Genomic DNA, 17,267 nt, shown 5'->3' on the forward strand with positions numbered 1-17,267 from the left:
GCCCGATGGTCACTGAAAGTGGGTAGAATGCGGTTTTTTTCCACCTGCGGGGGTGCGCCTTGCGCGAAATCGTCCTGATAAACATCACCGGATCCGATCGTCCGGGTCTGACTGCGGCCATTACCGGCGTCCTGGCCCAGGGTGGTGTGAACATTCTCGACATCGGCCAGGCGGTGATCCACGACACGCTGTCGTTCGGCATCCTGGTTGAAATTCCCGACACCGAGCAAGGCCGCTCGGTGCTCAAGGACATCCTGTTCAAGGGCTACGAGCTCGACCAGCAGGTGCGTTTCACGCCGGTCTCCGAGGAGGATTACCAGCAGTGGGTCGGCAACCAGGGCAAGAAGCGCCACATCGTGACGCTGTTGACCCGCAAGGTGACCGCCGGGCAATTGCAGGCAGTGAGCGCGATTACCGCTAAATATGGCCTGAACATCGATCACATCGATCGTCTCTCCGGGCGCATGCCGCTGGATACGCCGGCGGACAAAGGCAAGGGTTGCATCGAGTTTTCGGTGCGCGGCGAAGCGGCCGATCCGCAGGCGCTGCGTGCCGAGTTCCTCAACGTGGCCCAGGAACTGAATGTCGACATCGCCTTCCAGGAAGACTCACTGTTCCGCCGCAACCGTCGTCTGGCGGTGTTCGACATGGACTCGACGCTGATCGAAGCCGAAGTCATCGACGAACTGGCCAAGGCGGCCGGCGTGGGCGACAAGGTCTCGCAAATCACCGAGCGGGCGATGGCCGGCGAACTGGACTTCCGCGCCAGCTTCAAAGAACGCCTGGCCTTGCTCAAAGGCCTGGATGTCGGCGTGCTGGATTCGATCGGCGCCTCGTTGCGCCTGACCGAAGGCGCCGAAACCTTGTTCGCCGAGCTCAAACGTCTGGGCTACAAGACGGCGATCCTGTCGGGTGGTTTCACTTACTTCGCCAAACAATTGCAGGCCAAGCTGGGCATCGACTACGTGTTCGCCAATGAGCTGGAAGTGGTTGACGGCAAGGTGACCGGCGTCGCGGTCGAACCGATCGTCGATGCGCAGCGCAAGGCCGATCTGCTCAGGGAGCTGGCGGTCAAGGAAGGCTTGCGCCTGGAGCAGACCATCGCGGTGGGCGATGGCGCCAACGACTTGCCGATGCTGGCCATTGCCGGCCTGGGTGTGGCCTTCCGTGCCAAACCGCTGGTCAAGCAATCGGCCAAGCAGGCGATCTCCACGCTGGGCCTGGATGGCGTGCTGTACCTGCTGGGCTTTCGCGATCGTGACGGGCAGCTCTGAGTTGATCGCCGCTTGAGCTGACCCCATCGCGAGCAGGCTGCTCCCACAGGTTTACACTGTTCCTGTGGGAGCGAGCCTGCTCGCGATAGCGATTCAGGAGCCGAAGGTCAAAGCGTCTTCCACAACGAATCAAAATTCTCTTCCGAACTGACGGCGCCGCTTCCTGCGGCGTTGTCGTTTCTGGCCGCTTCCAGTGAGCGGTAGGCGAACTGATTGAAGCTGTTCGTGCTCGCCACCCGCCGATCCAGGCCGGCCCGGCGTTCTTCACCGTTGGTGTTGATCAGCACTTTGTTGCCTTCCTGAAAGGGCAGTCGCGGTGCGAGCAGGGTGGCCGGCAGGTCGACTGCGCTGATGGCCGGCAGCAGCAGGCCGCGCAGGTAATGGCTGTGTTCGTCCCGGGTACGCACCAGTTGCAGGCCGCAAGGCTCGGCATAGGGCGCCACCTGTTCGATGCCCATTTGCGTACCGCCGCCGCGAACCTGGCGGACCCAGCGCACCACGGCGATGCTCCAGCCGGCCCCGGCGCTATCCTCGATACCGACCATTTCGCCCGCCTGCAATTCGGCGGGCACCTCGCCCGGCCACGCCAGGCAATAGCCCCCGGGGCTGTGATTGATCACCGGCAGGGCATAGGTCGGGAAGTGGCGATTGTGATCGGAGGGTTCGTGACTGTCGTCATTCTGCAGTTGCGGGTACTCGATTTCCTCATACGGCAGCATCGCATCGGCGGTGCCCTGAGGGGCTGCATCGAACGCATGGCGCCATTGATCCCTGTCGCGTCCGGCGGGCTCGCTGGCCTTGAACTGCGCGCGTCCGACACCCGGGGTTTTCAGGATCTCGCTGAAGGGTCGTTGCCCGCCCAGATAGAAGTGCAGCGCGCTCATGCCCACGCACAGGGTCAAGGTGCCCTGACTGGCCGTGCGCTGGAAACTGCGTTCGACCGCCTGGCCCCAGGCGGCACTCAGGTGTTGCAGCGTATCCAGGCTCAGCCCCGCCGGTACGGGCAGTGGCGTCGGGCTGTCGCTGTTTTGCAGATGGCCCTCGATGGCGGCGACCAGTGGCTGCGGATCGAAAGCCAGCAGGCTCTCCAGCTGCTCGGGACGGAATTTCGTCCGGTAGCGCGGGCCGACATCGAGCGCCGGTGCGACGGCGAACAAACCGGTGCCCGACGCTTGCGGTTCCAGCTTGAGCCACTGGCTCCAGGGCTCCAGGACTTCGGCGAGCCGCGCAATCTGACTCTGGCGCAGTTGGTTGCAGCGGGCGGCGCCCAGCAGCAGGGCGGCCAGGTACGTCTGCTCGATGCTCAGGTTTTGCGTCTGGCTGGCCAGCTCGTCACGCAGGCTCAGGCGCTGAAGGCGATGGGTGCAGGCGATTCGATACAGCTGGTGCAGCTCCAGCCACAGGCCGTCCGGCACCGGGCAATAGAGTTCGGTGGCGCGCACCAGCGAGCCGTTGAGGCCATGCATCGCCCGTTGCAAGGCCAGGGTCAGCAGCGGTGCGCGGTCCTTGCTGAAGCGTGGGGCAATGCGCACGACAATCTGTTTGTAGCCCATCGCCAGGTGGCTTTGCAGTGCCTGGCAAAGATTGGCGATCTTGCGCGAGCGTTCGTCGAGGACGATCGACTGGTGCAGGAAATGTCGCTCCAGGTGCTTGCAGACGTAGTACACCTCGGGCCGCAGCAGTTCGAGGAGCTGCAGCCGGTTGTCACTGGGGGTCAGCAACTGGTTGAGCTCGCTCAGGCCCTGATAGAGACGGCGTGCGGTTTCGCCGATATTGGCCTTGGGCAAGTCGGCGATCCAGCGCTTGAGGTCACGCGGGGTGGCCTCGCAGAACGACAGGCGCGACAGTGCGGGAGTCGGGGCCCGCAACAGAAGGTGGGGACTGGTTTCATCCATGCCGTATACAAACTCCAGGCGGAAATGGGCAGTGACGGTTCGACTCTAGCAGCTATGGACGGGATGAGGGGGATGCAATGTGTTGCCGGTGCAACGATCCCCGCAGGAGTTCGCTCCTGCGGGGCGGATGTTCAGGCTTTTGGCAGGCCCAGCCCCTGGCCCATCTGCACCGGCGAACCGGCGCCCAGTTCTTCGGCCCACTTGACCTGATCCGGGCCGAACAGCACGACCGCCGTCGAACCCAGCTTGAAGCGACCCAGTTCGGCGCCCTTTTCCAGATGGATCGGCGCGCGGGCGGCTTCGTCGTAGCGGAAGGTTTTCAGCTCGCGTTTCGGTGGGGTCACGAGGCCCGCCCACACGGTTTCAATCGACGCCACGATCATCGCGCCGACCAGCACCACGGCCATTGGCCCGCGCTCGGTGTCGAAAATGCACGCCACCCGCTCGTTGCGGGCAAACAGCTCCGGAACGTTTTCAGCGGTGGTCTGGTTGACCGAGAAGATCCGCCCCGGGATATAGACCATCTCGCGCAGGGTGCCGGCCAGTGGCATGTGCACGCGGTGGTAGTCCTTGGGCGACAGGTAGATGGTGGCGAAATCGCCGCCCATGAACGGCGCCGCGTTGGCCGGGTCACCTCCGAGCAATTCCAGTACGCTGAAGCTGTGGCCCTTGGCCTGGAACACGCGACCGTGCTCGATCGGGCCGAGCTGGCTGACCGCGCCATCGGCGGGGCTGAGGATGGCGCCCGGGGTTTCGTCCAGCGGGCGTGCACCGTCCTTCAGGGCGCGGGTGAAGAAGGCGTTGAAGTGTTCATAGGCGGTGATGTCCTCGACCAGGGCCTGGGACATGTCCACCTGGTAGCGCTTGGCGAACCATGTGGTGAAAGCATTCTTGAACCAGCGCACGCGGCATTCGGCGATGCAGCCGGCCAGTCGCGAAAGCAAATGGTGGGGCAGCAGGTATTGGCTGAGGATAAACAGACGCTTGTTCATTAACTGTCCTTAAAAACCTTAAATCTCGACGGGCGTATCGGGATGGTTGCCCCATTCGCCCCAGGAGCCGGCGTAGCCCTTGACCCGCGGATAACCGAGGGACTTGGCCACCAGATAGGTGAAGCCAGAACGGTGGTGAGTCTGGCAATGGGTGATGACTTCTTTGTCCTTGCTGATCCCGAGTTGTTCCAGGATCTGCGCCATGTCGGTACGGATGCGCAGGTTGCGCGCCGGGTCCATGCCCGCGGTCCATTCGAAATTGACCGCGCCGGGGATGTGTCCGGCCTTGGCGGCCAGGACTTTTTCGCCGGAATACTCCAGCGGTCCGCGCGCATCCCAGATTGCCAGGTCAGCCGCACCCAGGCGACTTTGCAGGTACTCGCGGGTAGCGGTGGGTTCCTCGTGCAGGGTCAACGAAACCGGGCCACCAGCCGCTGGCGGGACCTGGATCGACATCGGCGAACCTTCTGCCAGCCACGCTGGCAGGCCGCCGTCGAGGTAGTGGTATCGGTGGTGACCGATGACGTCCAGCAACCAGATGAAACGCCCGGCCCAACCGCCGCCTTCGTCGTCATAGACCACGTAGACCGCATCGGGGTTGTGGCCCAGCTCACCGAACAACGCCTCGAGCGCCGCTTGCGGTGGCATCAGGCCCGGCGCCGGTGGCTGGCCGAGTTGCGTGCGTTTCGGATCGACGAAGCGCGCGCCGGGAATATGCCCTTCGGCATAGCGGGCGCTGCTGGTCAGGTCCACCAGAATCAGTTCACCGGCGTCGAGGCGAGGGAGCAAGTCGCTCGGTTCAATCACCAGCGGCAAGCCAGAGAAGTCAGACATGTGAGGTCTCCAGAGCACAAAGGGGAGGATTGTAGCGGGTCATTGGCCGCGATGGCTAAAGCTGTGCAGGGCTTTCTCGATGCACTGCGCGGTTTTACCGAAAGCCTGCACGGTGATGTCCGAAAACGGCCCGCCTCCCTGATCCGCCACCACGATCATGATCACGCGGCCGTTGTTGACCAGCGAGCGCAGCAGCAGGTGATCACCGCGAAATTGTGCGCGCAGGCCAGGCGGCAACAGCGCTGAAAACTGTGCGTTGTTGGCCGGCGTTATACGCACCTGGGCCTGTTGCGCCAGCAGGCGTTGCAACACGTTGCTCTGGCTGACCACGAAATTCAGCCCGCCCGCCTCCTTGGGCAGCCCGGCCGTCTGGTGCACCCGAAGATTGGCGTGGGTGCGGTCCGCCATCAGGATCATCACCCGGCGCATGCCGCACGCCACCAGGGCGTCCCGGGCCGAGTTGGTCAAGTGCATGGCGTTGGTGAACCGGCTGGGTTCCACCAGCAGCTCGGCACATTGCACGCGCCACTTGGCCAGGTCTTCGGTGGTCGGGGCCGGGGCGGGCATCAGGCCGGCGGGGACGTGCGAGGAGCCCCACGGCCACAGCAGCGCAATGGCAGGGTGCCAAAGGTCCGGCGCAGCGTGATGGCGTGCGCTGTTGGCCGCCTGCTGGTGCAGTTGCTGCTGCAACTCGTCCATGGGCATTTGCAGGTAAAGGCTGGTCAGGTACTGCCAGCGCTCACTGTGCGGGCAGTCCCAGGACTGTTGCGCCGAGAGTGCCAGGCCGTTGGCCAGCAACACGGTGTTGGCGGGCTGATTGAGCCAGCGACGCAACGTCGGGTCGTCATCGAGCCGGTTCTGCTGGCGCAGCGGGTGATCGACGTCACGGGCGATGCGCAGGACTTTCACCAGCTCGCGCTGTTCCTTGAGCAGCAGCCTGTAACCCTGCTGCACCCAGATCGGCAGGCGCCAGGTCTCCACCAGCTTCTGCGCAATCCGCAGCAAACGCACGCCGAACAATTGTTTCTCGACGGTGCGTGCCGACTCGCCCTTGTGGATGACCCGCAGCTCCCACTCCTCGAGCAGTTGCGGGTGAGTCAACGCCATCGGCCACAGCGGTGACAGGAACAACAGACTGCCCCAATGGATGTCCTGCCACAGCCGGGCCAGGCGTGCAGCGAAAAAGCCATTGGCCTGCTGGGTCGCGTGCTGGCTGATCAACTGCAGTTGGCGCAGGGTCACGGGAATTTGCGATTCAGGCATCGCGGGCAGGCGCGCGAGCAGCTCTTCGGTGCGCTTCAAGCCCAGGCGAGTGATCGCCACTTCGAGGTTTTCCGCCGGTTCGGCCATGCTGCCGTGAGTCTGCCGGTTGGCTTCGCGAATCACGCTCAGGGCCAGCGCAGGGCTGTCCTGCATCAGCTCGGCGATATCGCGCAGCGAGCTGCGATTGTCGCCGATTGCCTTGCAAACCCGGTCGTGGCTGGCTTGCGGGACGGGCAGGCGAACACCATCGAGAAGCTTTACCCAGCCTTCGAGCGTGGTCGGTTTTGGAGCTGGAACGTTCGTTTCATTCGCCATGGTTGGACGTGATCATCGTCTGCAATACCTGCGCCCTGAATGGGCCAAATTGGCTTTTCGCCTGAACTGGCTATAGTCTGGCGCAGTTTTGCCGATAAGTAGAAGAAGAGATTTTTTAACTTCCGAATATGACCTTGAACCCGACTCAGTAAGTGCTCTCCTACCTATGGCTAAAATAATCGGCATCATCGTCGTGTTCGCGAGCGTGCTCGGCGGATACGTGCTCTCCCACGGCAAGATTGCGGCCCTGATCCAACCCTTCGAGGTCTTGATCATCGGCGGCGCAGCCCTCGGTGCATTCTTGCAGGCCAACCCTGGCTACATGACCATGCACGTGCTCAAGAAGTCCCTGGGCATGTTCAGTTCCCGTTTCAGCCACACTTTCTACCTGGAAGTGCTGGGGCTGGTGTACGAGATCCTCAACAAAAGTCGTCGCGAAGGCATGATGGCCATCGAAGGCGACATCGAAGACGCGGCCGCCAGCCCGATCTTTGCCAAATACCCGGCAGTGCTCAAGGACGAACGCATGACCGCGTTCATCTGCGATTACCTGCGCATCATGTCGTCCGGCAACATGGCTCCCCATGAGCTGGAAGGCCTGTTCGACATGGAACTCTACAGCCTCAAGGAAGACCTCGAGCATCCGTCCCACGCGGTGAACGGTATCGCCGACGGCATGCCGGGCTTCGGTATCGTCGCGGCCGTACTGGGTATCGTGGTGACCATGGCGTCCCTGGGCGACGGTGACCAGAAATCCATCGGCCTGCACGTGGGTGCGGCGCTCGTCGGTACGTTCTTCGGTATTCTCGCCGCGTACGGTTTCTTCGGTCCGCTGGCCCACTCCCTGGCTCATGATGCCAAGGAAGAGCTGAACGTGTATGAAGCGATCAAGGCTTCGCTGGTGGCTTCGGCCTCCGGCATGCCGCCTTCGCTGGCCGTGGAGTTCGGGCGCAAGGTTCTGTACCCGGCGCACCGTCCTAGCTTCGCTGAGCTGGAACAAGCGGTTCGCGGTCGCTAAGCCATGGAAAATAATCAGCCGATAATCGTCAAGCGCGTCAAGCGCATCGCCGGCGGGCACCACGGGGGCGCTTGGAAAATCGCCTTCGCGGACTTCGCCACGGCGATGATGGCGTTCTTCCTGGTGTTGTGGCTGCTGTCCACCGCCACACCGGAACAGAAGCTCGCCATCGCCGGTTACTTCAAGGACCCGGTCGGTTTTTCCGAGAGCGGCACACCCTACATCATCGACCTGGGCGGTACGCCGACCCTGGCGCCGGAGAACACCCTCAACCCCGAGGTGAAGTCCCAGCCGCAGCCGGACAAGGTGACCGTCGACACCGAACAGGTCGAAGGCATGGCCGAGATGGTGGAGAAGGAGCGTCTGGAACTGCTGCTGCAAGAGTTGCAGAACAAGGTTGAAGAAAACCCGCAACTGCAGAAGTTCAAGGATCAGATCCTGTTCGAGATCACCACCGACGGCTTGCGCATCCAGATCGTGGACGCCGAGAACCGCCCGATGTTCGACTCCGGCAGTGCTCGCCTGAAACCGTATTTCGAAGACATTCTGCTGGCCATGGCCGACACCATCAAGGCGGTGCCGAACAAGATCAGCATCAGTGGTCACACCGATGCCAAGCCGTACGCCGGCACCGGCGATTTCGGCAACTGGGAGCTTTCGGCCAACCGCGCCAACGCCGCACGTCGCGCGCTGGTGGCGGGCAGTTATCCGGACGAGCAAGTGGCGCGCGTGGTGGGTTATGCGTCGTCGGCCTTGTTCGATCGCGAGAACCCGCTCAATCCGGTCAACCGTCGCATCGACATCATTGTGCTGACCAAGAAGGCCCAGCGGGCCATCGAAGGCTCGCAAGGTGCCGAGCCTGCTCCGGAGCCGGCGCAAGGCCAGGGCGGCCCAGGTGAAGTGCCGGCCACACCGGCCGATCCGAACGCGCTGCCTCCGGGGAAGGAACCGCTGCCGGCCCATGAGCTTCGCGAACGCCTGAACCTGTTCGACGACCCGGCGCCGAAACCGGCAGAACCGCCGAAGCCTTGATCCACAAAAAACCGACAGCGATGTCGGTTTTTTGCATCCCGCCTGGACGCACCCCCTGTAGGCGCGAGCCTGCCCGCGAAGAACCTGAGACCGCCACGGGGCATCAGGCACCCCCGTGTCATCGTTGACGACCATCGCGAGCAGGGCTCGCTACCACAGGTCCAGCATTGTCCATGTGGGAGCGAGCCTGCTCGCGAAGAACCTGAGACCGCCACGGGGCATCAGGCACCCCGCGTCATCGTTGACGACCATCGCGAGCAGGGCTCGCTCCCACAGGTCCAGCATTATCCATGTGGGAGCGAGCCTGCTCGCGAAGAACCTGAGGCCGCCACTGGGCATCAGGCACCCCGCGTCATCGTTGACGACCATCGCGAGCAGGGCTCGCTCCCACCGGTCCAGCATTGTCCATGTGGGAGCGAGCCTGCTCGCGAAGAGCCTGAGACCGCCACGAGGCATCAGGCACCCCGCGTCATCGTTGACGACCATCGCGAGCAGGGCTCGCTCCCACAGGTTCAGCATTGTCCATGTGGGAGCGAGCCTGCCCGCGATGAGCCTGAGTCCGCCACGGGGCATCAGGCACCCCCGTGTCATCGTTGACGACCATCGCGAGCAGGGCTCGCTCCCACAGGTTCAGCATTGTCCATGTAGGAGCAAGCCTGCTCGCGAAGAACCTGAGACCGCCACGGGGCATCAGGCACCCCCGTGTCATCGTTGACGACCATCGCGAGCAGGGCTCGCTCCCACAGGTTCAGCATTGTCCATGTGGGAGCGAGCCTGCTCGCGATGAGCCTGAGGCCACATACGGGGCCAGGGCGGCCATGGAAAAGCCATCCGCTGAAAACCAAAAAGCCGCGAAATGATCGCGGCTTTTTCGTGTGTGGGTGAACGCTGTCTAGTAGCTGCTCTCCGGCAGGCTCGCGATGATCGAGCGATAGCTGTTCATCCGTTGCTGGTGCACCCGGCCTTCTTCCAATGCCTTGAGCAGGGCGCAACCCGGTTCGCGGTCGTGCTTGCAGTCGCGGAAGCGGCAGGTGCCGATCAGGTCGTTGAACTCGATGAAGCCGGCCTCGACGTCGGCTCGGCTGACGTGGCCGAGGCCGAATTCACGGATGCCGGGGGAGTCGATCAACTCGCCGCCACCGGGGAAGTGGAACAGCCGCGCGGTGGTCGTGGTGTGGGTGCCCTGGCCGGACAGTTCGGACAGCGGACCGACGCGGGTGTCGACGTCCGGCAGCAGGCTGTTGACCAGCGATGACTTGCCGACACCGGACTGGCCGACGAACACGCTGATGCGCCCGTCCAGCTTCTGTTGCAGTTGTTCCATGCCGTTGCCGTGGTGCGCCGACACTTCCAGCACCGGATAACCCAGGCTGCGGTACACCGCGAGCAGGGCGTTGAGGGCCGGGGCGTTGTGTTCGTCGATCAGGTCGAATTTATTGAGCAGCAACAATGGCCGGATGCCGGCGTGTTCGGCCGCCACCAGATAGCGGTCGATCAAATTGGCGTGCGGCTCGGGCAACGGCGCGAAGACGATGACGATCATGTCGACGTTGGCCGCCACGGGCTTGAGCTGGCCTCGGGTGTCCGGGCGGCAGAGTTCGGTTTTGCGCGGCAGTTGCGCCACGATCACACCGATGCCCTGGTTGCCGGCACGCCACACCACCTGGTCGCCCGTCACCAGCGCCGGCAGGTTGGCGCGCAGGTAGCAGCGGCACACCTGGCCCGCCAACTCGCCATCCAGCGCTTCGACCTCGACCTGCACGCCGAAGTGCGCGATCACCAGGCCTGTCTGTTCCGGACCCAGGTCGCCACCTTCAAGTGCCTCGACAGCCGAGGACTCGCGTTTGGCGGCGCGGGCAGCGCGTTCGCCCTGAATCTTTTCGATGCGCCAGTTTTGACGACGATTGAGTTGGCGTTTGGCCATGGGTGTTCCGTATGAAGAATACAGCGATTAGGTAAAACGGCCGCGAGTTTAGCACGCCCGGCCGCCTCCCTAAGCTAAACTGCGCAGCATTGCCTAGGAGCCGACACATGCAAAACGCGCAAAACCTGATCTGGATCGACCTGGAAATGACCGGTCTGAACCCTGACACCGACGTCATCATCGAAATGGCCACCATCGTCACCGACAGTGAGCTGAACACCCTCGCCGAAGGTCCGGTGATCGCCATCCACCACAGTGACGAAGTCCTCGCCACCATGGACGAGTGGAACACCCGCACCCACGGCAATTCGGGCCTGACCCAGCGCGTTCGCGAGAGCCGCATCAGCATGGCCGAAGCGGAAGCCCAAACCATCGCCTTCCTGGAGCAGTGGGTGCCCAAGGGCAAGTCGCCGATCTGCGGCAACAGCATCTGCCAGGATCGTCGCTTCCTTTATACCCACATGAAAGCTCTGGAAAGCTTCTTCCATTACCGCAACCTCGATGTCTCGACGCTCAAGGAACTGGCCGCGCGCTGGGCGCCGGATGTGCGCGACAGTTTCAAGAAGGGCAGCACCCACTTGGCGCTGGACGATATCCGCGAATCGATTGCCGAGTTGCAGCACTACCGCAAGCATTTCATCAAGTTCTGACGGTTTGACCCCATCGCGAGCGGGCTCGCTCCCACACCGGATCTTCAGTGTTCACGAGATCCCTGTGGGAGCGAGCCTGCTCGCGATGGCGGCTCCCGTCGACGATTGCCCCCCCGCAAGGACCGCCCCATGCTGTTGATGCTCTACCTGATCGCCATTACCGCCGAAGCCATGACCGGGGCGTTGTCCGCCGGTCGGCGGGGCATGGACTGGTTTGGCGTGGTGCTGATCGCCTGCATCACGGCGTTGGGCGGTGGTTCGGCCAGGGATGTATTGCTCGGGCATTACCCACTGACGTGGGTCAAACACCCGGAGTACCTGGTGCTGACCTCGATTGCGGCGATGGTCACGGTCTTTACCGCGCGCTGGATGCGTCACCTGCGTTCGCTGTTCCTGGTGCTCGACGCCGTGGGGCTGGTGGCGTTCACCCTGATTGGCTGCATGACTGCCCTGGAAATGGGCCATGGCATGCTGGTGGCTTCGGTCAGTGGCGTGATCACCGGGGTGTTCGGCGGCATCCTGCGCGACATTTTCTGCAACGATATCCCGCTGATCTTCCGGCGCGAACTCTACGCCAGCGTGTCGTTCGCCGCGGCCTGGTGCTACATGCTGTGCATCTACCTGCAACTTCCCGGCGAACAGGCGATTCTGATCACCTTGTTCGGTGGCTTTTTATTGCGCCTGTTGGCCATTCGTTTTCATTGGGAAATGCCGAAGTTTGTCTATAACGATGAACAGTGAACAGGCCCCGCAATGTTCGTAAACAGAACATGCAGGGTTGCGGTATATATGTAGGACATGCCGGATGACTCATTGAATAACCTGTGGTTTGCCACCGTTCACAGGGTATTCATATGTCTGATCCATTTACCGCGAAGGAGCCTGTTGGCTCACATCATCATTTTATAGAAAAGTCGATCCCCGATTGGCTGATCAAGGCACCGACACACAGGCGGCTGGCCTTGAAGTCGGCCCGGCCGGACTTTCCCGATGACTACCGCTCGGCGCCTGCCGCCCGCCATGCGGCGTTGAAGCAGGCTGTCAAGCGTGCCTGGCTTTCGCAGAACAAGGTGGATCGCCTGTTCGATGGGCTCGCGGATGTCAGTGCATTCGCCGAACCTTTATTGCGCGAAGCCTTGAAAAGCCAGTTCGGACTTGAACTGGATGTCAGGAAAACATTCCTGCGGCTCTATATCCCCAAGGGACTGCTGGTGGGTTATGACATCAAGACCCTTTCCTTGCTTGATGCCGCCTTGCTTAACTTTGAAAAAAAGGAAACGGCCAAAGGCTACTTCGACAGTGCCTCATGTTTTATCAGCGAGCCTGATCATTTGCAGCAGTTTGAAGTGCTGCCCATCGACAATCGCTTGAGTATTGAAGCCTTCACGTCGCTGTGTCGAAGATTGGACATTGGCGCTCGTTACCAGCGGCAACTTGAAGGGTTGTTGCTGCCGACCGACGCCATGGTCAAAGCGGTGTTGGCGCACAAGGTCATCGGCAGCCTGCAGGACCGGTTCAGGGTCTCGGCATTGCTGGCCCGCATGCAGGGTGACATCACCGATGACGAGCAGGCTCGGCTTCTGGGGCTGCTCGATGGCGGGAAAGTGCTGAGGGTGGGCGCAAAGGTCGCTCGCGCTCATCAGTTGCAGGTCCTGGGTGCTGTCTTGACCGGCATTGTCGTTTTTTCGGCGGTGGGCGGTGCCGATGTCGTCGAGCCGGTGATCGTGTACATCCCCGACGACCCTGAGCACCCCCTGAAAACCTATGCCAGCGCGGCCGATTTCACCATGGAGCTGACACGTCGCTTGCGCGCTGTCGACTATCAGCGCTTTTTTGCCCGCTTCGTCGCCCACGACCAGCGCGGCGCCTTTTTTGCGGCGTTGCGCCATGCGCTGACCTCGGTCACCTGGCACCGTAGGGCACCCGCTGAAGCAGGGCCGGCCTGGCGGGAAACGCCGGTTTCCCTGCCCAATCTCAGGCTGCACGTGCAGGTCGTCCGAGACGACCCATGGACCTGGATGTATCAATCGAAGCTGAACAAAATCCTCAATGATGCGCGAGCCATGGCGGTGCCGACGGCGGATGAGGATCGCAAATCGCGCTGGGATCAATGGGACAGCCTGGAGAGAGTGGCCACTGTCATCGTGGAGGTGGCCTCGCTGGTGGCCATGCCCTTCGTGCCTTTCCTGGGGCCGCTCATGCTGGCCTACACCATTTATCAACTGCTGGACGACACCTTTACCGGCATTCTGGACTGGTCCGAAGGTCAGGTCAGCGAGGCGTGCGAGCATCTGCTGGCCGTGTCTGAAAACCTTGTCCAGCTCGGCGCGTTTGCGGTCGGCGGGGCGATCGCTGGCAAATTGCTTGCGCTCAAGCCTGCGCCTTTTGTCGACAGTCTGAAGAGGGTCGATATCGGCGCGGGCAACAGGCGGCTGTGGAACCCGGACCTCGCCCCCTATGAACACCCGTCCGGTTTACCTGCCGAAGCGCAGCCCGATGAACTCGGACTGCACAGGGAGGGAGGTGCGACGCTGCTGCCGCTGGACGGGAAACACTACGACGTGGAGGCCGTGGACGGCGCCTACCGTATTCGTCACCCGCAGCGACCGGACGCCTACCAACCGAGGCTGCGGCATAACGGCGCCGGCGCCTGGGCCCATGAAGTGGAGCGTCCCATGGAATGGCAGGGCGCCCAGCTGTTTCGTCGTCTGGGGCATTCGGCCGCCGACTTTTCCGACGCCACGGCGGCACGCATCCTCGCCGTGAGCGGCATCGATGAAGCGGTACTGCGGGATATGCACGTGCATGCCCGACGTCCGCCTGCCTTGCTCGAGGACACCCTTCGGCGCTTCAAGCTCGATCAGCGGATTCAGACGTTCATCGACCAGTTGCAGAGCGCCGATTCGACCATCAACGCCAAGGCTGACCCCCAGATGCAGGCGCATTTGCTGCGCGCCCGGGGCGTCGAGGTGCAACCGTCGTCGATGGCCGGCGGCGACCTGGTGCCCGGTGTCGTCGCGTCAATGGACGATGCGCGGCTGAAGAAACTGTTGGGCGCCAGCCCCGCCTTCGGTGACGCGCTGCCCGCCATGGAGACCCGCGCCAGATTGCTGCGGCGCAACCTGGCGCGCTGGGCGCAAGACAGCCGCGTCGAGTTGTTCGACGCGGCCGAGGCGTCGTTTGAACAGAGTGACGAACCGCACATTCGACAGATGCGGCGGATTTTCCCCAGGCTGCCGAAAACCGTTGCCGAGGAGATTGTGCGTCATGCGCCAACGAGGGATCAGTTGCAACTGCGGCATCAACCGGGCATTCCGCGATCGATGGCGCACGAGGCGCTGTTTTACCTGCGCGAGGTGCGACTCAGCAGGGCCTATGAAGGGCTGTACCTGGATTCGGTCGCTTCTGCCGATACCGACACATTGGCACTGCACAGCCTCGAAACCCTGAGTGGCTGGTCGCCCGAGGTACGGATCGAAGTGCGTGACGGGCAGTTCGACGGGGCGGTGCTCGACGCCATCGGTCGTCCCGAAGCGTCCATCCGCAAAGTGCTGGTCAGGCGGCAGGGGCAGTATCAGGCGCACGACAGCTCGGGCGCGGAACTGCACGGTTTCGACGACCTGTACGGCGCGGTCATGCATGCCTTGCCGGACGCCCAGCGCCAGGCGCTGGCCATGCCGCAGGTGGGGCAGGGCGCGCAGCTCAGGCAGGCGCTCAGGCAGCAGGCCTTGCTGCCGCGTCCGCAGTTGCGGGCCTTGCTGGGACAACCGCCCTTCGAGTCGGGCACTCATTCGCCGATGCGGCTGGCCGTCGGGCGTACCGGTTATTTACGGGGGGGCGGCGATTATGTGCCGCCGTCGCCTCGGCCCATCGAACAACGCCTGCGTGCGCTGTATCCGACGCTGTCTGAAGAAGACATGGCCACGCTGCGCCGCGAACGATTGGTCGGCGACCCGCTGTTGGCCATGGAGGGCCTGGAAAACCAATACCTCACACTGGTCAACCAGCTGGACCTGTGGGTAGCCGATGTGCCGGCAACTCACCCGGTCACTGGCGTCACGCTGTCTGGCGATGAGGTGGCTGTGCAGCGCCAGCGCAGGGCTGAATTTGCCACGGAAATCCAGGCGAACTGGAGCCGACGCCTGACCGAAAACAACCGGTTCGACAGGAACCGCTTCTTTTTCAAGCTGGACATCCTCGGTGACCTGCCAACGTTGTCAGCCGATTTCAGCCACGTCGAGGAGTTCGTGCTGATCAACCACAGTTCCCACCTGCGGGCGGGCAAATTTCTCGAAGGCTTCCCGCACCTGAAATTCCTGACCCTGAGGGGTGTGCGGCTGGACGCCTTTCCTGTTGAAACGTTCGGCATGCGCGAGCTGGTGATCCTCAATCTGGACAACTGCAATCTGCGCCTGGACGAAGCCACGGCCGAGGGGCTCGCGCACATGGACCGGCTGACGGAGTTGGACCTGGCGAACAACCCGCTGGGCCTCGCGCCTTATCTCGGATACATGAAAGGCCTGGAAACATTGAGCTTGAATAACACCGGGCTGGAGGTGGTTCCGCCTGGCCTGTTCGAGTTGCAACGATTACGCCTTGTCGATCTGAGTGACAACCGGATAGTTTCACTTCCAGAAGAACTATTCGACGTCGACGATACGCAGAAGGTTATTTACATGCTTCGCGATAACCCGCTGAGTGAATCAAGTAAGAAAAATATTGCTGATTATTTTGATAATGCCAGCCTGGATCGGCAGATATCCATTCAATTTGATTCAGATGAGGCGCTGGTCTGGGACAATGAAAGTGACACTGAGGCCAGTGACAGTGGACTGAGCGATGCAGATTCCGACGATGAAGGAAGGTGATCGGGCAAGTTGAACGTGGTTGTCGCTATTGGGTGCCTGTCTTAGTTGGCAATACATACTTCTATTGAACTTTTCAAGGCTGTTTGCTATTTCTGGTTTCAGCCCGCGGCACTGGTCTGTTGCGGGCTTTCTTATGCGTGAATTTCAACTTTATATTTGTTGAAGTTTTATCCGTTTATTCATGAGGCAGCACTGATGACAGCAACTAATACAGACACGGCTCGCGCAAAAATTCGCATTTCAAAATTGCAAGTACGATTTGAAGCACCCGGTATCGAATCCAAGAAAATCTACGCCAACGGCAGGATGCAAGTCCGGGTCCGGGTGTTTGTCGAAGCGGTTGACCGCGAGACGGGCAGCGCCGTGGAGCTGCCCTTCTACCCCAGCCTGGTCACCACTCGCTTGATTCGCTATCACGATGGCAAGCCCCTGCGTGGCGACGTTTATGCCAACCAGCCGATGCCGGGCTGGACATCCTGCACTTCACCCAACGAGTTCGTGCATGAGATGCCGGGCGCCGTTCTTCCGCCGTCCACAGGCGGTAGCGACAGCGGGTCGATGATGGAATTCTGGGTTTCGTCTGCCGAAGAAGGGCAGCTGCAAATAGCGGCTGAAATTACTTGCGACGGCCAGGTTTATCGGAGCAACAAGACCGATAATTCAGACGGTTCAAAATTAAACAGCAGCGTCATTGTGGTGGCCGAACGCAGTCCCGCCTACAGTCACGAAGAGTTTACCTGGCGGTCGGAAGAAGTGCGTGGCGCCTTTAATGGCTACACCCTGTTCCGTTATCATCTGGGGTTGTACCCCGGACGCCGACAAGTCAAGTTGTTGAGTTGGGATACCGCGCAATATGAAGGCAGCGGTCAATTTCCGTTGAGGTTCTGCTATACCGGTTTGATCCTCTCGCATCCCGCACCGAGGTCGTTTACCGGGATCATGGCGCCCGTGGGCAGCCAGTCCATCGATGTGCTGGGTTTCCAGTTGCCGGTCAAACAGGGTGATGGGGAAATCGTCGCCTTCATGGCGATACCGCCTGATTACAAACACACAGGCGTTGACGTCAGGCTGGATAATTATTTTTTCACGGTGCTGGATGAATATGGCAATACCCATAAGTTGTCACTGGTGATTGATATACAGGCGACCGAGTTTCTGTTGCGGCGAGGATAAAGGTCCGCATCGAATACCTCTTTTCCCTT

12 protein-coding genes are annotated in these 17,267 nt (G+C 61.7%); 7 read left to right on the forward strand and 5 right to left on the reverse strand.

What is annotated here, in order from left to right:
* Positions 1 to 59: 59 nt before the first annotated feature.
* Complete coding sequence (gene serB, locus IB249_RS21340) at positions 60 to 1,274, forward strand: phosphoserine phosphatase SerB (RefSeq protein WP_192307690.1); 1,215 nt, start codon at positions 60 to 62, stop codon at positions 1,272 to 1,274.
* A gap of 107 nt (positions 1,275 to 1,381) precedes the next feature.
* Here serB and IB249_RS21345 read toward each other — a convergent pair whose 3' ends face one another.
* From IB249_RS21345 to IB249_RS21360, 4 genes are all read right to left on the reverse strand, one after another.
* The gene (locus IB249_RS21345; RefSeq protein ID WP_192307691.1) at positions 1,382 to 3,169 is read right to left on the reverse strand and encodes a molecular chaperone; all 1,788 of its coding nucleotides are present in this window, start codon (positions 3,167 to 3,169) and stop codon (positions 1,382 to 1,384) included.
* Between the two features lie 131 nt (positions 3,170 to 3,300).
* Positions 3,301 to 4,161, reverse strand: a complete 861-nt coding sequence (asd, locus tag IB249_RS21350) for an archaetidylserine decarboxylase (RefSeq protein ID WP_192307692.1) — start codon at positions 4,159 to 4,161, stop codon at positions 3,301 to 3,303.
* Positions 4,162 to 4,179: 18 nt separating this feature from the next.
* Positions 4,180 to 4,995: a thiosulfate sulfurtransferase gene (gene rhdA, locus IB249_RS21355; RefSeq protein ID WP_192307693.1), complete on the reverse strand. Its 816-nt coding sequence runs from the start codon at positions 4,993 to 4,995 to the stop codon at positions 4,180 to 4,182.
* 39 nt (positions 4,996 to 5,034) lie between these two features.
* Positions 5,035 to 6,573 carry an HDOD domain-containing protein gene (locus IB249_RS21360; protein ID WP_192307694.1) on the reverse strand — a complete coding sequence of 513 codons (1,539 nt, stop codon included), beginning with the start codon at positions 6,571 to 6,573 and terminating at the stop codon, positions 5,035 to 5,037.
* 166 nt (positions 6,574 to 6,739) lie between these two features.
* Between IB249_RS21360 and motA the strand changes: the two genes are divergently transcribed.
* Both motA and motB read left to right on the forward strand, forming a co-directional pair.
* The gene (motA, locus tag IB249_RS21365; protein ID WP_192307695.1) at positions 6,740 to 7,591 is read left to right on the forward strand and encodes a flagellar motor stator protein MotA; all 852 of its coding nucleotides are present in this window, start codon (positions 6,740 to 6,742) and stop codon (positions 7,589 to 7,591) included.
* A 3-nt stretch (positions 7,592 to 7,594) separates the two neighbouring features.
* Positions 7,595 to 8,623 carry a flagellar motor protein MotB gene (gene motB / locus IB249_RS21370; protein ID WP_192307696.1) on the forward strand — a complete coding sequence of 343 codons (1,029 nt, stop codon included), beginning with the start codon at positions 7,595 to 7,597 and terminating at the stop codon, positions 8,621 to 8,623.
* Between the two features lie 892 nt (positions 8,624 to 9,515).
* On the opposite strand, the gene rsgA is transcribed toward motB, so the two are convergent.
* Entirely contained in the window at positions 9,516 to 10,547 is a 1,032-nt protein-coding gene (gene rsgA, locus IB249_RS21375; RefSeq protein ID WP_192307697.1) for a small ribosomal subunit biogenesis GTPase RsgA, read from the reverse strand.
* A gap of 107 nt (positions 10,548 to 10,654) precedes the next feature.
* On the opposite strand from rsgA, the gene orn reads away from it, so the two are divergent.
* From orn to IB249_RS21395, 4 genes are all read left to right on the forward strand, one after another.
* Positions 10,655 to 11,197, forward strand: a complete 543-nt coding sequence (orn, locus tag IB249_RS21380) for an oligoribonuclease (protein ID WP_192307698.1) — start codon at positions 10,655 to 10,657, stop codon at positions 11,195 to 11,197.
* 129 nt (positions 11,198 to 11,326) lie between these two features.
* Positions 11,327 to 11,938, forward strand: coding sequence for a trimeric intracellular cation channel family protein (locus IB249_RS21385; RefSeq protein WP_192307699.1), 612 nt, complete (start codon positions 11,327 to 11,329; stop codon positions 11,936 to 11,938).
* A 221-nt stretch (positions 11,939 to 12,159) separates the two neighbouring features.
* Entirely contained in the window at positions 12,160 to 16,065 is a 3,906-nt protein-coding gene (locus IB249_RS21390) for a dermonecrotic toxin domain-containing protein (protein ID WP_225607133.1), read from the forward strand.
* A 195-nt stretch (positions 16,066 to 16,260) separates the two neighbouring features.
* Positions 16,261 to 17,238, forward strand: a complete 978-nt coding sequence (locus IB249_RS21395) for a hypothetical protein (protein WP_192307701.1) — start codon at positions 16,261 to 16,263, stop codon at positions 17,236 to 17,238.
* Positions 17,239 to 17,267 lie beyond the last annotated feature (29 nt).

The organism is Pseudomonas sp. PDM04 (assembly GCF_014851765.1).
Lineage (GTDB): Bacteria > Pseudomonadota > Gammaproteobacteria > Pseudomonadales > Pseudomonadaceae > Aquipseudomonas.

What these genes read in the sequence shown, in the direction of transcription:
- IB249_RS21345 (WP_192307691.1), bottom strand. Translation starts at nt 3,169, where the DNA reads ATGGATGAAACCAGTCCCCACCTTCTGTTGCGGGCCCCGACTCCCGCA.
- asd (WP_192307692.1), bottom strand. Translation starts at nt 4,161, where the DNA reads ATGAACAAGCGTCTGTTTATCCTCAGCCAATACCTGCTGCCCCACCAT.
- rhdA (WP_192307693.1), bottom strand. Translation starts at nt 4,995, where the DNA reads ATGTCTGACTTCTCTGGCTTGCCGCTGGTGATTGAACCGAGCGACTTG.
- IB249_RS21360 (WP_192307694.1), bottom strand. Translation starts at nt 6,573, where the DNA reads ATGGCGAATGAAACGAACGTTCCAGCTCCAAAACCGACCACGCTCGAA.
- motA (WP_192307695.1), top strand. Translation starts at nt 6,740, where the DNA reads ATGGCTAAAATAATCGGCATCATCGTCGTGTTCGCGAGCGTGCTCGGC.
- motB (WP_192307696.1), top strand. Translation starts at nt 7,595, where the DNA reads ATGGAAAATAATCAGCCGATAATCGTCAAGCGCGTCAAGCGCATCGCC.
- rsgA (WP_192307697.1), bottom strand. Translation starts at nt 10,547, where the DNA reads ATGGCCAAACGCCAACTCAATCGTCGTCAAAACTGGCGCATCGAAAAG.
- orn (WP_192307698.1), top strand. Translation starts at nt 10,655, where the DNA reads ATGCAAAACGCGCAAAACCTGATCTGGATCGACCTGGAAATGACCGGT.
- IB249_RS21385 (WP_192307699.1), top strand. Translation starts at nt 11,327, where the DNA reads ATGCTGTTGATGCTCTACCTGATCGCCATTACCGCCGAAGCCATGACC.
- IB249_RS21395 (WP_192307701.1), top strand. Translation starts at nt 16,261, where the DNA reads ATGACAGCAACTAATACAGACACGGCTCGCGCAAAAATTCGCATTTCA.